14 protein-coding genes and 1 riboswitch are annotated in these 14,607 nt (G+C 74.2%); of the genes, 7 read left to right on the top strand and 7 right to left on the bottom strand.

Annotated elements, in window-relative coordinates:
- The first annotated feature begins 36 nt into the window (after nucleotides 1-36).
- Entirely contained in the window at nucleotides 37-705 is a 669-nt protein-coding gene (locus Pdca_RS31025; protein WP_085910443.1) for a DUF3159 domain-containing protein, read from the top strand.
- Nucleotides 706-862: 157 nt separating this feature from the next.
- Complete coding sequence (locus tag Pdca_RS31020) at nucleotides 863-2,074, top strand: hypothetical protein (RefSeq protein ID WP_125911627.1); 1,212 nt, start codon at nucleotides 863-865, stop codon at nucleotides 2,072-2,074.
- A gap of 1 nt (nucleotide 2,075) precedes the next feature.
- On the opposite strand, the gene thiE is transcribed toward Pdca_RS31020, so the two are convergent.
- Nucleotides 2,076-2,759, bottom strand: coding sequence for a thiamine phosphate synthase (gene thiE, locus Pdca_RS31015; RefSeq protein ID WP_166665871.1), 684 nt, complete (start codon nucleotides 2,757-2,759; stop codon nucleotides 2,076-2,078).
- A gap of 26 nt (nucleotides 2,760-2,785) precedes the next feature.
- Nucleotides 2,786-2,896, top strand: a riboswitch (TPP riboswitch).
- On the opposite strand from thiE, the gene thiO reads away from it, so the two are divergent.
- The 4 genes from thiO to Pdca_RS30995 all read left to right on the top strand — a co-directional run bounded on the left by thiO (nucleotide 2,895) and on the right by Pdca_RS30995 (nucleotide 5,979).
- A complete protein-coding gene (gene thiO, locus Pdca_RS31010; RefSeq protein ID WP_085910445.1) occupies nucleotides 2,895-4,055 on the top strand; it encodes a glycine oxidase ThiO in 1,161 nt (386 codons plus the stop codon). Its footprint overlaps the riboswitch before it by 2 nt.
- Nucleotides 4,056-4,066: 11 nt before the next feature.
- Entirely contained in the window at nucleotides 4,067-4,258 is a 192-nt protein-coding gene (gene thiS, locus Pdca_RS31005) for a sulfur carrier protein ThiS (RefSeq protein ID WP_373865533.1), read from the top strand.
- A gap of 2 nt (nucleotides 4,259-4,260) precedes the next feature.
- Complete coding sequence (thiG, locus tag Pdca_RS31000) at nucleotides 4,261-5,037, top strand: thiazole synthase (protein ID WP_085910447.1); 777 nt, start codon at nucleotides 4,261-4,263, stop codon at nucleotides 5,035-5,037.
- Between the two features lie 75 nt (nucleotides 5,038-5,112).
- Nucleotides 5,113-5,979 (top strand): CPBP family intramembrane glutamic endopeptidase, encoded by an 867-nt coding sequence (locus Pdca_RS30995; RefSeq protein ID WP_085910448.1) that lies wholly within the window; start codon nucleotides 5,113-5,115, stop codon nucleotides 5,977-5,979.
- A gap of 22 nt (nucleotides 5,980-6,001) precedes the next feature.
- Here Pdca_RS30995 and Pdca_RS30990 read toward each other — a convergent pair whose 3' ends face one another.
- Nucleotides 6,002-6,601 (bottom strand): hypothetical protein, encoded by a 600-nt coding sequence (locus Pdca_RS30990; RefSeq protein ID WP_125911626.1) that lies wholly within the window; start codon nucleotides 6,599-6,601, stop codon nucleotides 6,002-6,004.
- A 65-nt stretch (nucleotides 6,602-6,666) separates the two neighbouring features.
- Here Pdca_RS30990 and Pdca_RS30985 point away from each other — a divergent pair, with 65 nt between their 5' ends.
- Entirely contained in the window at nucleotides 6,667-7,527 is an 861-nt protein-coding gene (locus tag Pdca_RS30985; RefSeq protein ID WP_085910450.1) for an alpha/beta fold hydrolase, read from the top strand.
- 10 nt (nucleotides 7,528-7,537) lie between these two features.
- Here Pdca_RS30985 and Pdca_RS30980 read toward each other — a convergent pair whose 3' ends face one another.
- The 5 genes from Pdca_RS30980 to Pdca_RS30960 form a co-directional block, all read right to left on the bottom strand.
- A complete protein-coding gene (locus Pdca_RS30980; protein WP_085910451.1) occupies nucleotides 7,538-9,262 on the bottom strand; it encodes a DUF222 domain-containing protein in 1,725 nt (574 codons plus the stop codon).
- 509 nt (nucleotides 9,263-9,771) lie between these two features.
- The gene (locus Pdca_RS37265) at nucleotides 9,772-10,827 is read right to left on the bottom strand and encodes an excalibur calcium-binding domain-containing protein (protein WP_232021303.1); all 1,056 of its coding nucleotides are present in this window, start codon (nucleotides 10,825-10,827) and stop codon (nucleotides 9,772-9,774) included.
- 400 nt (nucleotides 10,828-11,227) lie between these two features.
- Nucleotides 11,228-11,824, bottom strand: coding sequence for a MadR family response regulator transcription factor (locus Pdca_RS30970; protein ID WP_232021751.1), 597 nt, complete (start codon nucleotides 11,822-11,824; stop codon nucleotides 11,228-11,230).
- Between the two features lie 92 nt (nucleotides 11,825-11,916).
- Complete coding sequence (locus Pdca_RS30965) at nucleotides 11,917-13,287, bottom strand: MadS family sensor histidine kinase (protein WP_085910453.1); 1,371 nt, start codon at nucleotides 13,285-13,287, stop codon at nucleotides 11,917-11,919.
- A 25-nt stretch (nucleotides 13,288-13,312) separates the two neighbouring features.
- Nucleotides 13,313-14,593, bottom strand: a complete 1,281-nt coding sequence (locus Pdca_RS30960) for an iron-containing alcohol dehydrogenase (protein WP_197719856.1) — start codon at nucleotides 14,591-14,593, stop codon at nucleotides 13,313-13,315.
- Nucleotides 14,594-14,607 lie beyond the last annotated feature (14 nt).

The raw sequence follows: 14,607 nt of genomic DNA, 5'->3' as shown, positions 1-14,607 counted from the left end.
TCGACGCGCAGGCAAGGCATAGGGCACCCTTACCGGGTGGCCCCCGATCCCGCCCCCCGTGCAGCGCCCCGACAGGACCCCGGCCTGGCCGAGTTGCTCGGTGGCCGGGCCGGAGCCGTGGACGCCTCGGTCCCGGTGGCCGCCTTCGTCGTGACCTGGCTGATCACCGGCTGGACCGGTGCGGTGTACCCGATCAACTGGGGTGCCGGTGCGGCGATCGTGGCCGGTGCGGTGGTGGCGGGCTGGCGGATCCGTGCCGGGCGAAAGCCGCGCGCGGTGTTGTTCGGGCTCGCGGGGGTGGTGGCCGCGGCCGCGATCGTGCTGATCACCGGCCGGGCGTCGGACTTCTTCCTGGTCCAGATCGTGTCGAACGCCGGTAGCGCGCTCGCCTGGGCGATCTCGATCGTCGTGCGCTGGCCGCTGCTCGGGGTCGTCGTCGGCGGGCTGCTGGGGCAGCGGACCCGCTGGCGCCGCGATCCCGATCTGCTGCGCGGCTACCAGCGGGCGTCCTGGGCGTGGGTGTCCCAGTACGTCGTGCGGCTCGCCGTGTTCCTGCCGTTGTGGGCCGCGGATCAGGTCGTGCTGCTGGGGCTGGCACGGACCGTTCTGAGCCCGGTGCTCGTGGGTCTGAGCGTGCTCGCGTCGTGGCCGTTGCTGCGTACGGCGCTGCCGGACGATCACCCGGGGATTCGTCACCCCCGGTGACGCGACGCAACGACCGGTGACGCTAGAATCGTGATCACAACGTGACTTTCACTCACCCGTGTGAGGGCTGCCACTTCAGGTGATCATCGGGTGCGTTCGCGCGCTCCCGGACGTTCTCCACTGCGGATCCGCCGGACCACGACCCTTGCAAGGAGCCATGCCTCAGCAACGCCCCCCCGAGCCCGGACCCGGTGACGACCCGCGCGGCGTCCCCGGCGGACACCGCACGGCTCATCCGTTGCCCACCGGCCGTCCCGTCGCACCCGACGCACCACGCGTCCCGGTCCAGCGCCGTACCGCCCCGTCCCGGCCCCCGCAGAGCTCGCCCCCCGGCGTCCCGCCGGTGCGGCCGTCGCGGGCCGCGCAGCGGCCCACCCGGGTCGTGCCGGGGCCGGGCGTCCCGCAGGGCACACCGCCCGGCGGTCACCCGCAGACCCGGGCCTACCCGGGCGGTCCGGGAGCGGCCGGCCCCGGCGGCCCGCACGGCCCGGTGGGCGGCGGTCCCGGCGGTGGCGGTGGTACCGGTGGCACAGGCGACGGCAAGGAGCCGGCCGGCGGGGAGACATCGTCGCTCAAGGCGGACCTCAGCCCCACGAAGATCGCCGCGGGCGCCGGCGCCGCCGTCGTCACGGCGATCCTCGGGTCGTTCCTCGGCGCGGTCGGCACGGTGATCGGTGCCGCGCTCGGGTCGATCATCTCGACACTGGCCACCACCCTGTTCACCCGCTCGATCGAGGTGAGCAAGGAGAAGGCGGTCGAGCTGGCGAAGAAGGGCACCGTGATCGCGGCGCGCGAGCCGGGTGGTCGCCCGGTCGCCGGCCCGACCGGCGAGGAGACCGTCCTGCTCGATCCCGCGCAGGCACCGGGCCGGACGCAACGGGCCGCGTCCGATGCGAAGCCCGGCCGGATCCGGCGGGTGCGGCTGACCCGCAAGACGATGATCGTGTCCGCGGTGATCGGCGTCGTCACCTTCGCGGTGTCGATGTTCCTGATCACCGGGTTCGAGTTCCTCAAGGGCTCGCCGATCGGCGGCGGCGGCGAAGGCACCTCGATCGGCCGCGCCGTCGGCGGCCCGCCGCCGCAGGAGACCACCGAGCAGGACGACGGCACCGGCTCCGGTGACACCGATTCGACCGGATCCGAGACCTCGACCAGCGAGTCCGAGAGCAGCACCTCCACCTCGGAGTCGACCGAGAGCACCGGCACCTCCGAGCCCGGTCAGCAGGGCAGCTCCGGCTCCGATCAGGGCGGCTCGCTGCAGGACCGGCTGAACCGGGTGCTCCCGACCGAGCAGCCCGAGTCCGGCCGGCAGCAGTCCGGGCAGGACGGCGGCAACACCGGCGGCGGCAACACCGGCGGCAACAACTGACTCAGCGGGGCAGGCGGGCCCGCAGCCGTTCGGCTGCGGCCCGCGGGTCCTCGGCGCCGGTGATCGCTCGGACGACCACGATCCGGGTGGCTCCGGCGTCGAGCACCTCGTCGAGCCGCTGCTCGTCGATCCCGCCGATCGCGAACCACGGCCGCTCCGGCGCGCGCTCGGTGACCGTGCGCACCAGATGCAGCCCCGGTGCGGGACGCCCCGGCTTGGTCGGCGTCGGCCAGCACGGGCCCGCGCAGAAGTAGTCGACACCGTCCTCGCGCGCCGCGGTGAGCGTCTCGTCGGCGCTGTGCGCGGACCGGCCGATGATCACGTCGTCGCCCACCACCCGGCGGGCCCAGTGCACCGGCAGGTCGTCCTGGCCCAGGTGCAGCACGTCGGCGCCGGCGGCCAGCGCGACGTCCGCCCGGTCGTTCACCGCGAGCAGCGCACCGTGCCTGCGGCAGGCGTCGCCGAGGATCTCCAGGGCCGCCAGCTCGGCCCGTGCCTCCAGCGGGCCCTCCGGGCCGCCCTTGTCCCGGAGCTGGACGATGTCCACCCCGCCGGCGAGCGCCGCGTCGGCGAAGGCGGCCAGATCGCCCTGCTCGGAGCGGGCGTCGGTGCACAGGTACAGGCGGGCGTCCGCGAGCCTGTCCAGGCGTCGGGAGCGGGTATCGGTGTGGGACACGGCCAGCACGGTACGGCGTAGCCTGGGGCGGTACGAGATGAACCACGGGAGCCCGGCGAGCGGGCTGAGAGGGGACCCGGTCGCGGTCCCGACCGTCGAACCTGATCCGGGTCATGCCGGCGCAGGGAGTGAGGTGGAAGTTCCATGACCGCCCTTCGGAGCGGCCGGCTGGCCGTCGTCGGTGCCGGTGCCATCGGGTTGTCCGCGGCCCGCGAGGCGGCCCGGGCGGGCTGGCGGGTCACCGTGTACGACCCGGCCCCCGCGACCGGGGCGTCCTGGGTGGCCGGCGGGATGCTGGCGCCGGTCACCGAGGCGTGGCCGGGCGAGGAGGACCTGCTGGCGCTGGGCCTGGACTCGGTCGCGCGCTGGCCGGAGTTCGCCCGCGCGCTGTCCGACGAGACCGGGACCGACGCCGGGATGCACCCCGCCGGCACCGTCGTCGTCGGGACCGGGTCCGGGGACCGCGACGAGCTGAACTCGCTCGCCGGGTACCTGGAGTCGCTGGGCCGGCCGGCGCAGCGGATGACCGGCCGCGAGCTGCGCCGGCTCGAACCGTCGCTGGGCCCGGACGTCCGCGGCGGGCTCTCGGTGCCCGGTGATCCGTCGGTGGACAACCGGCGGCTGCTGGCTGCACTGCGCGCCGCCTGCGAGCGGCTCGAGGTGACCGTCGACGAGCGCGCCGTCACCGAGGTGCGGGAGGCCGGCGGCCGGGTCACCGGGGTCGGGCTGGCCGACGGCACCGGTGCCGGCGCCGACGCGGTGCTCGTCGCCGCCGGGGCGCACTCGTCGGCCCTGCATCCGGCGCTGGACGGGCTCGTCCGCCCGGTGAAGGGCGAGATCCTGCGGCTGACCCGGCGGGCCGGTGCGCTGCCGCCGCCGTCTCGTACGGTCCGGGCGGTCGTCGACGGCCGTCCGGTGTACGCGGTGCCCCGCGTGGTACCCGGGCACGGGGACCTGGTGGTCGGCGCGACGACCGCGGAGAACGGGTTCGACACCGCCGTCACCGTCGGCGGGGTCCGGGACCTGCTCCGGGACGCCGAACGTGTGCTGCCCGGGATCGCCGAGTACGAGCTGACCGAGACGGCGGCCGGGCTGCGGCCGGGAAGCCGGGACAACCTGCCGTTGATCGGCCGGATCGGGCCGGACGGGATGTTCGTGGCGACCGGGCACGGGCGCAACGGCATGCTGCTCGTCCCGGTCACCGCCGCCGCGGTCGCCGCGCTGCTGCGCGGCCAGGACGTGCCGGACGCCGCCCGTGCGGCCGACCCCCGCCGGTTCGCCCCGGTCGGGGCCGAAAGGAGCTGACGTTGCAGATCGTGCTGAACGGTGCGAATCACGAGATCGAGGGCGAGCCGGTGCTCGCCAGGGTGCTCGCCGACGCCGGGGTGCCCGAGCGGGGTGTCGCCGTCGCCGTCGACGGTGCGGTGGTCCCGCGGGCGTCCTGGGGAGAGCATCGGATCTCCGAGGGCGCGCGGGTCGAGGTACTGACCGCGGTGCAGGGGGGATGAGCATGAGCGAGCAGGCCGACGCGCCGCTGATCATCGGCGACGAGAAGTTCGACTCCCGGCTGATCATGGGGACCGGGGGCGCGGCGAACCTGGAGATCCTGGAGCGGGCGCTGGTCGCGTCCGGGACCGAGCTGACGACGGTGGCGTTGCGCCGGGTCGACGTCACCGGCGGGACCGGGTTGCTGGACCTGCTGCGCAGGCTCGGGATCCGGGTGCTGCCGAACACCGCGGGCTGCCGCACCGCGGCCGAGGCGGTGCTGACCGCGCGACTGGCGCGGGAGGCACTGGAGACGGATCTGGTGAAGCTGGAGGTCGTCGCCGACGAGCGGACCCTGCTGCCGGACCCGGTGGAACTGCTGGACGCCGCCGAGCAGCTCGTCGACGACGGGTTCACCGTGCTGCCCTACACCAATGACGACCCGGTGCTGTCCCGCAAGCTGGAGCAGGCCGGCTGCGCCGCGGTGATGCCGCTCGGCTCCCCGATCGGCACCGGCCTGGGCATCCGCAACCCGCACAACATCGAGATGATCGTCGCCGAGGCGGGCGTGCCGGTAGTGCTCGACGCCGGCATCGGCACCGCGTCGGAGGCGGCACTGGCGATGGAGCTGGGCTGCTCCGCGGTGCTGCTCGCCACCGCGGTCACCCGGGCCGCGGATCCGGAGCGGATGGCCACGGCGATGCGCCGCGGTGTCGAGGCGGGCTGGGCCGCCCGGCACGCCGGCCGGATCCCGCGCCGCTACTGGGCACACGCGTCGTCCCCGGAGCCGGACCCGGCCTGACGGCTGACGGCTGACGGGCACACCCGTGACGGGTGGCACTCCCCGCCGCGGTCGGTGATCCCTAGCGTCGGTTCCATGGGGATCGGGGAGAGCCGGACCGGGGTGACGGAGTCGCCGGTGGACACCGCACGGTGGGTGGTCCCGGTGCTCGCCGTCGTGGGTGCGGGGATCTGCCTCGTCACCCTGATCGCCGGGCCGGCGGCGTTCACTGCTGCGGGCGGGCCCGCGCTGCTCTCCGGCCTGCTGGCGGTCGCGGTGCTGGCGCCGCTCGCGCTGTTCGCGGCCCGTGGACGGCCGGGGGCGGGGCGCGCGCTGGTCGTCGCGGGCGGGCTCGTCGTGCTCACCCACGTCGTCCACACCCTGCCCCGGGTCGGCGTCTTCGCCGGGCTCGACTGGAACTGGCAGGGCAAGACCCTGGAACTGCTGTGGCTGGCGGTGCTGCTGCTGGTCCTGCATCGGTGGGCGCGAACCGCTGCGGGGCTGCGGCGGCCAGAGCCGGGCACGCTCGGCCCGGCTCTACGGCTGATCGTCGGCTGGTTCCTGGTCGTCGCCTGTCTGGTGGCGTTCTCCCTGGCCGATTTCGGTCCGGTCGACGGCGAGCGGATGCTGTTCGACGTCGCGCATCCGAACCTGGTCGAAGAGCTGCTGTGGCGCGGGGTGCTGCTGGCGGTGCTGGATCGCGCGTTGGGCGCGCCGTGGCGCTTCTTCGGAGCGCGGGTCGGCTGGGGGTTGGTGCTGACCAGCGTGGGATTCGGCCTGGGGCACGGCCTGCTGGTCACCGGCGAGGGGCTGCTGTTCGACCCGGCGGCGATCGTGCTGACCGGGTTCGCCGGGCTGCTGCTGGGCTGGGTGCGTGCCTACACCGGCTCGGTCTGGCTCGCCTACCTGGCGCACTGCGCACCCGAGGTGGGCATCGCGGCTGGTGAGCTGCTGCGCAGCTGAACCGCCCGGCTCCGCGGCGGAGTCACACCCGGGGTCGCAGGCCCAGCGCGGTGAGCTCCAGCGCGGCGAGGCCGGCGACGACGGCCGGGTCCCCGGCCCGCCACGCGGCCGCCGGATCGGGAGCGATCCGGGTCAACCGGGAGACCGGCACCCGGGCCAGCGCGCGCACGGCGAGCAGGTCCGGGGCACTCGCCCGCGCGGCCACCGCGGCCCCGGCCCGGCGGGCGTAGTTCAGCCGAAGCGGGAGCCAGCCCAGCAGCACCGGCATCAGCATCAGCAGCGGCACCACCACCAGCGACCCGGTCGCCAACGTCCCGACGGTCCGTCCGAACTCGTGGCCCGCGGTCGCGAGATCGGCACCGGCCCGGGTCGCCGGGTCGAGCGCGACGGCGAGATCGGCCCCGACGAACGGGAGCGACGACACCGCGCCGGCCATCCCGGTGAACACCTCCGACATCCGCCCGCCCGCCGCGACGAGCGAGCGGCCGGGGCCCTCCAGGGTGCGCAGGCCGTCGTGCACCGCGATCCCGGCGAGCACCGCCAGCGCCGCCCACAGCACGGCGAGCAGATCGGCGACGACCTGCCGGGCCAGACGAGCGGGACGTTCGGCATACCAGCGCATCGGCACTGTCTACCGGCCCCGAAACCCGATCGCGCGGGCAGGGCCGGGCGTGCTGCGATCGGCGCATGGGAGGAACCAGCGCGACGACGGGCATCTACCACAGCGAGGCAGGAGCGACCGTCGTCCGCGAGCGCTACGAACAGCAGCTGGACGCCTGGCCGGTGCCGGTGCAGCGGTACCGCATCGCGACCGGCCACGGCACGACCGCCGTGCTGACCTGCGGGGATCCGACGGGCAGCCCATTGGTGCTGCTGCACGGCTCCGGGGCGAACAGCGCGGTGTGGCGGGACGGCGTCGAGCTCCTGGCGGCCACCCGACGCGTCCTGCTGGTCGATCTGCTCGGCGAGCCCGGGCTCAGCGACCCGGTCCGGCTCGATCTCACGACGCCGGCGACCGCCGACTGGCTCGCCGGGATCCTGGACGAGTTCGAGATCGGTGCCACCGACATCGCCGGCATCTCGCTCGGCGGATGGACCGCGACCGACTTCGCGACGCGGCATCCGGGACGGGTGAACCGGCTGGCCCTGGTGTGCCCCGCGGGGATCGGGGACCAGACGTTCCGGAAGGTCGCCCCGGCGTTCCTGCTGAGCGCGTTCGGGTCGCGCGGACGGCGGCGCTCAGCGGAGATCGTCACGGGTCTGGACGGTCACGAACATCCTGAGGTGCTGGATGAGATCTGCCTGCTCTTCGAGCACTTCCGCCCGCGCACCGCCCGCTTCCCGCTGTTCGACGACGCCGCCCTGAGTCGGCTGACGATGCCGATGCTCGCCCTGCTGGGCGAGCGGGACCGCGTCTTCGATCCGGTGCGGACCCGGGAGCGGCTCGTGCGGCTCTGCCCGGACGCGCGGGTCGAGCTGGTGCCCGGCGCCGGACACGCTGTGCTGGGCCAGGTCCCGCGGATCGTGCGGTTCCTGGACGAGCCGTGACCGCCGGTCCTCAGGCCGCCGCGGCGGGGACCACCGGAGGGAGCAGGGCGTCCAGGAACAGCCCGGGATCGAGCCGGTCGCCGTACCAGTCGGGGGTGAGCGTGCGACCGTCGATCCCCAGGCCGGCGCTCGTGTTCCGGTCGACCAGAACCTTCTGGTCACCGCTCAGGGGTGCACCGGCCCCGGTGACCGGCACGCCGTCCGGACGCCGGAACTCCCAGCGCCCGTCGGTGTAGCGGATCAGGTAGCCGTGGTCGTGCACCAGCCGGTGGTGGAACCCGCAGAGCAGGACCAGGTTGTCGATGTCGGTGTTTCCGCCGCGCAGCCAGTGCTGTACGTGGTGGGCGTGCAGGTACCGGGTGCTGCCGCAGGCGGGGAACCGGCAACCCCCACCGTCCGCGCAGTCGCGGGCGGTGAGTGCGGCGATCTGTGCCGGGGAGGCGAGCCGCCGGGAGCGGCCCAGGTAGAGCCGGTTCCGGCTGCGATCGTCGAGCAGGGCCCGGCTGCGGGCGTCGCAGGCCAGGCGTTCCGCGGTGGGGCCGGGGATCTCCGGCCCGTCCGCGAGCCGGGCGGTCCCGGTGCTCGCGTCGATGTGCACGACGACCCGGGCCTCGCCACGGGCGACCACGGGTGCGTCCGTGCCCTGCCTGCGGACGAGCTCCAGCAGTGCGTCGGCCCGCCGGGCCCCGTCCGGGGCGGCGGCCGGGCCGGGGGCCTGTTCGGGGTCCTGCCCGACCGGGATGGGCGCCGGGACCAGGGCGGTGAGGGCGGCGACGAGCTCCGCGCCGTCCTCGGGGGTGAACCGGCCGCGGACGACCAGGGACCCGTCGGTGTCGTGGTACCAGCTCAGGGTGCGGCGGGCGGCGGTGACCGTGGGCGGGGTCGCGCGGCGGCGGACCGCCCGGACGACCGTCTCGACGTGGCTCGCGGTGCCGGAGCGGGCGAGGTTCAGCAGGATCTGTTCCGCGACGTCGGGATCGGCGACGGAGACGCCGGCCGGTGCTGTCGTGGTGCCGGTGCCGGTGCCGGTGCCGGTGCTGACGTCGAGGTCCGGGTCGGACTCGGCATCCGGGTCGAGAGCCGGGTGGGGGCCGTCGCCGGTGGGATCGAGGCCGGGCTCGGGAGCGGTGCCGGTGGTGTGGCCGAGGGCAGGCTCGACGGCGGGATGGGCAGCGGGATCGACAGCCCGGCCGGGTCCGGCATGGGGGGCGTCGTCGTCCGTGTCGACGGACGGGGCGCCTGCGGTGCCCTCGTCGGAGCCACCGGGCACGACCTGGCCGCCCGCCTGCGGGGTGCCGCCGCCGGGAGCGGCTGCCCGGGATCCGGGGGCCTCGGATCCGGCCGCTCCCGGTGTGGTGATCCGGTCGGCGATGCGGGCCAGCGCCGCGGTGTCGGAGCCGGTCACCCGGGTGATCGCCCGGACCTTCGAGTAGGAGATCCGCCCGGCCGCGAACTCGGCCCGGATCCGCGGGAGGTTCTCCAGGGCGTGGGCGATACGCAGGTGCTCCGTCGCCGTCCGCATGCTCATTCCCGCCCGCCAGGAGAGCCAGTGGGCGCAGGAACGCACGCCGACGCCGCCCCAGCCGTCGCGGCGGTCGAACTCGGCCAGGAGCTGCAGGAACCGGCACTCCGCCGCCGCGATGTGCCCGGCCAGCCCCAGGAGCTCCGACTCCAGCTCGGGCAGCGGCTTCGGCGGTAGCAGCGGATCGGGCCCTGTGCCGTGGTCGGTGCTCATCGGTTCCCCCTGCGTCGGGACGTCCGTCGTCGAACGTGTGTTCGCACAAGAGTGCACCAGGGGTCCGACAACGAGCGGCCGCCGACTCCGGTTTCGCGTTCCGCGGAACGCGCCGGCCGCGTTCCGCGGAGGGCACTGGAACGCCTCGGGCTGCGTTGCGCGGAACGCATCGGAACGCACCGGGTCAGGTCTCTGCGGAGCACACCGGAACGCACCGGGTCGCGTTCCGACCGATGGCGCCGGGCTACAGCCGCCCTGGCCCGGTGGCCACGAGACCCGCCTCGGCACGGTGGGACACCAGGAGCTCGCGCATCAGGTTTCCCGGGTGGCCGTGGCTGTGGCGGCGGCCCCGGAGCCGAACTGCATTGCCGAGCCCGTGCGCTGGTCGCTCGCTGGACTCCCGGATCTCGCTCGGCCCGGCCACGCTGCCCTGGACCGTCTCGTGCGCGGTGCCGTCCTTCCTCGAGCGAGGGGTGCCACCATCGTGCGCCGGGCATGTCGCTGTCCGGCTAGGACCACTCACAGCCGATCCCGTCGTTGTCCCGGTCCAGGTGCGGGCCGTATCCGGGTTGTCCGCGATGGACGGGGGCGGCGCCGGCTGCGCGGGCGGCGGCGCAGTTCTTGAACGCCTCGCCGGCGGGAGCCCTCGCCGGGGCGGGCGCGGCCGGAGGTGATGCGGTTCGGGGCGGCGCGGGTGCGGGAGCATCCACCGGTGCCGGTGCCCGGGCCGCGGGTTGCTGTCGTGTGCTCAGCTCTGCGCCGCAGCTTCTCTCCGCGCCCAGCGCGCGCAGGGATGCGAGGTAGGTCGAGGCGGCATCGTTCCGGCCGTCGTAGACGCCGGTATGGGTGCCATGGGAGACCATGTACCTGCCGAAGTCTCCTACTCCGGGAGCTTCCACATAGCGCAGCAGGCGGTCGTGACGATCGCGGTCGACGCCCGGCTCGGCCCGTAGCGTCACGGTCTTTCCACGCAGGGCATCGCGCGCGGCGATGGTTGCGGCGAGGCCGCCGGACGTGCCCGATTCGCAGGAATCGATGCCCAGCACCCGGACCCGGTCGCCGGCAGCGAGGACGATCGTGTCGCCGTCGATGATCTGCGACACGCGCCGCTGACCGGTCACCGTCCCAGGAAGGTCCGCCCCGGTGGTCTCCGCCGATACCGGGCTCGACAGCTCCGGCGCAATCCCTGCCCGGGAGAGCGCCGGTTCCGTCGAGCCCCCTGTCGCGCCGGCTGCTGTGCGTCCACCCGTTCCGGCCAGGGTCTCCTCGTCCTGGCCGGTGATCGCGGCGAGGACCGATATCAGCAGCAGGAACCCACCGAGGACGAGCCACGGCTGGTGGCGGTGGGCACGCCAGTAGTCGTCGTCGCGGAGACGCCGGCGGGCGTTGTTCACAGCGACCGCTCCGGTGGCGTCCGCTCGACCGGCACCTGTGAGCTGGTGAACGACATCGCCGAGGTGAATCCGCCCGGCGGCCCGGCCAGCCGCATCGGGTCGGACCCGGTCGTCACGATCTCGCCCGGCCGAATCGAGGTGCCGCCGCGGCCATGTCCGCTGCGGCCACATCTGTTACAGCCACGTTTGCTGTGGCCACGTTCGGCGGCATCTCCTCGACTGCCGGCGGTGGCGCCGCGCCATATCCGGTGATCGTCGGTGCCGAACGGGCAGAGGTGAGGAGACGGGGGGAGACCTTCACCGCGTGACTACCGGTTCCGGCGAGCGCAGCGTCATCCCGGAGCGCGGGAGCGCCGGAGGAGATCGTCAGAACTGATGATCTCCACTCACGGCCCGATCGCACCTCACCGCCGCAGGGGCAGGGGCAGGGGCAGGGGCAGGGCCGGCCGCGTTCCGCGGAACGCACGTGAACGCCTCGGGCTGCGTTCCGCGGCACGCACCGGGCCGGGGTCCGCGTACTGCACCGGAACGCGCTGGAGAGCACCAGCCGCGTTCCGCGGAACGCGTCGGGCTACAGCAGTCCCAGCTTGGTGGCGGCGTAGACCGCCTCGGCTCGGCGGGACACCATGAGCTTGCGCATCAGGTTCCCCACGTGAAACTTGACCGTGGTCTCGGAGATGAACAACTCGGTGCCGATCGCGCGGTTGGACAGCCCACGGGCCAGCAGCCGCAGTACGTCCAGCTCCCGGTCGGTGAGCCGTTCCCGGTCCGGCATCCCACCGGACAGCGACCGCACCATCGCCGAGGCCGAGCGGGCGTCGAACGCGCTCTCCCCGCGGGAGACCGCCCGGATCGCCCGGACGAGCTCGGTGGTGTCGACGTCCTTGACCACATAGCCGCGCGCCCCGGCCTGCACCGACTCGACGACGAGCCGGTCCTCGGCGAACGTGGTCAGCACGAGCACCCCGATCCCGGGGTGGTCGGCGCACAGCTTGCGGCAGACCTCCAGCCCGTCGGTCTGCGGGCCCGAGGCCAGTTTGAGGTCCAGCAGCACCACCTGCGGGCGGCTCGCGGCGACGGCGGCGATGGCCTCGGCGGCGCTGCCCGCCTCGCCGACCACCCGCAGGTCCTCCTCGCGTTCCAGCACGGCCCGCAGGCCCTGCCGCATGATCGAGTGGTCGTCCACCAACACGATCCGGATCGGCCGGACAGCCGGTCGCTCCCGGCGGGCCGTCCCACCACCCCGTACGTCCGTGGTGCTCACGGGATCTCCCTCCCGGCCGCCCCGGACGGGACGTCCACCTGCACCTGCAACCCGCCGATCCGGGACCGGCGGAACCGCAGCGTGCCACCCATCTCCCGGGCCCGCGCGTCCATGTTGACCAGACCGCGGTGCTCGCCCGACGGGCCGCGGACCGACGCCGCGCGCAGCGTGCGGCGGATCTGGTCGGGCGACGCCCCGCCGTCGTCGGAGATCGAGAGCCGCACCCGGTCGGGCTGGTAGGCCAGCCGGACCACCGCCCGGGACGCCGACGCGTGCATCGCGGTGTTGAACAGCGCCTCGCCGGCGATCCGGAACAGCGACTGCTCGTGCTCGTGCGGCAGCGCCGTCGGGGTGCCGCCGATCGTGACCTCGACCCGCAGCTCGTCGGGCATGTGCACGGTGGACAGCTGCCGCAGCATCGAGGGCAGGTCCTTGTCGGCGTGGTCGTCGTCGTTGAGGGCGTAGATCGCCGAGCGGAGCTGCTCCACCGCACGGCGGGTCAGGTCCTTGGCGGTGCTCAGGTGCTCCAGCAGGCGGGGATCGTCGATCTCGCTGCGGCAGAGCTCGATGTGCATGCCGGCGGACAGCGCGTACTGGGTGACGCTGTCGTGCAGCTCGCGGGCGATCCGGTGCCGCTCGTTGTCGAGCACCTCGCGCTGGCGGGCCGCCCCGAGCGCCTGCTGGGTACGCATCAGCTCGTCGTTGCGGGTGCGCAGGTCCTCGGCCTGCGCCGCGGTGCGGGCGTGCAGCCGCTCCGCCCGGTCCAGCAGTGCGCAGTTCTGCAGTGCCGACGCGGTCTGGCCGGCCAGGATGCGCAGCACCGAGTGGTCGGTGTCGTCGATCTCCCGGTCCGGCGGGGTCCAGGCGACGAACCCGCCGACGGTGCGGCCGTTCAACCGGATCGGGACGTGCAGGTGCCGCCGGCCGGAGTCGTCCTCGGCGCCGGTCCCGCCCTGCAGCAGCGCGATGTGCCTGCGCACCCGGTCCGGCACCATCCGCAGGTCGGCCCACTCGACTCCGTCCGGCCCGATCACCACGTGCCGGGGCACGGCGTCGGTCAGTTCGCCGTCGACCAGCGCGAGCACGACCCAGTCCGCCGACAGGTGGTCCGCTGCGGCGTCGGCGACGGCGCGGACCAGCGCCTCGGAACCCTCCATCGTGCGCACCAGCGCGGCAGAGATCCGGTCCAGCGAGCCGATCACCCGCCGCAGCCGTTCGGCGTTGACCCGGTACTCCGAGTAGAACGACGGTTTGCCCGAGCGGAGCCCGGTGAGCGCGTCGAGATCGGGCCGCGGCCGGGGCCCCGCGCTCCGATCCGCATGGGGCGAGGGGGTCCGGCGGCTCGGGAAACGTGCCGCGGCGGTCATCGGGCGGGGGACATGGCGGGCAGCACTACAAGGCCTCCCGGAACAGGTCCTCGATCTGGGCGACGGTCGCCGTGCGCGGGTTGGTGGTCAGGCAGGCGTCGCCGAGGGTGAGCCGGGCCAGCCGCGGCACGTCCGCCTCCCGGACCCCGATCGCGCCCAGCCCGGTCGGCACGCCCACCTCGTCGGCGAGCTTGCGGACCTCGGTGGCGACCATGTCGACGGCCTCGTCACCGGGTATCCCCGGGCGGGCCGGCAGCCCCATGGCCTGCGCGATCGGCACGAACCGGGTGGGCTCCTGGGCCCCGTTGAACCGGATCACGTGTGGTAGCAGCACCCCGTTGATCAGTCCGTGTGGCAGATCCAGCATGCCGCCGACCTGATGGCTCATCGCGTGCGTGGCGCCGAGGATCGCGTTGGTGAAGGCGAGACCGGCCTCGAGCGCGGCCTGGGCCATCGCGGTGCGCGGGCCGTCGTCGTGGCGGCGGATCATCGTGGTCGGCAGGTTGGCGTGCACCAGCGCGACCGCGTGCAGTGCGTGCGTGTCGGTCAGCGGGCCGTGCGCCAGCGACACGAACGCCTCGATGCCGTGGGTCAGCGCGTCCAGCCCGGTGGCGGCGTTGAGCCAGTCCGGCATCGTCACCAGCAGCCGCGGGTCGATCACCGAGACGTCCGGGACCAGCGCCCGCCCCATGATGGTGATCTTGGTGAGCCGTTCGGTGTCGGTGATGATGCAGAACTGCGAGACGTCGGCCCCGGTCCCCGAGGTCGAGGGCACCATCACCAGCGGCGGGATCGGGTTGGAGATCCGGTCGATGCCCTCGTAGTCCAGGATCGTGCCGCCGTTCGCGGCGAGCAGCGCGACGCCCTTCGCCGCGTCGATCACCGAGCCGCCACCGATACCGACGACGACGTCGCAGCCGGAGCTCTGATACCGCTCGAACCCGGCCTGGATCTCGTGGTCCTTGGGGTTCGGGGTGATGTCGTTCCACAGCTGCGGCTGCAGCCCGGCGGAGCGCAGGTAGCGCAGCAGCTCGGCCGGCCAGCCCGCCTCGGTGACGCCCGGGTCGGTGACCACGAACGGCCGGCGGGCACCCAGCCGGACGGCCGCATGTGCCGACTCGGGCAGCGAGTCGGGCCCGAAGACGATCTCCGGGGCGTGGAACTTCGACAGCCGCGGACGCGCCTCGCGCGGACACTCCGGCGAGCGGACCGTGTAGCCGCCGTCGGAACCGGGATGCGCCGGACCGCCGTCCAACACCAGGACGGTGTCCCGCGCGGCGCTTCCGGATGTACCGGTGAGGACCACGCTGCCCTCCTCCC

Source organism: Pseudonocardia autotrophica (assembly GCF_003945385.1).
Lineage (GTDB): Bacteria > Actinomycetota > Actinomycetes > Mycobacteriales > Pseudonocardiaceae > Pseudonocardia > Pseudonocardia autotrophica.
This window is presented reverse-complemented; position numbering and strand designations above follow the sequence as displayed.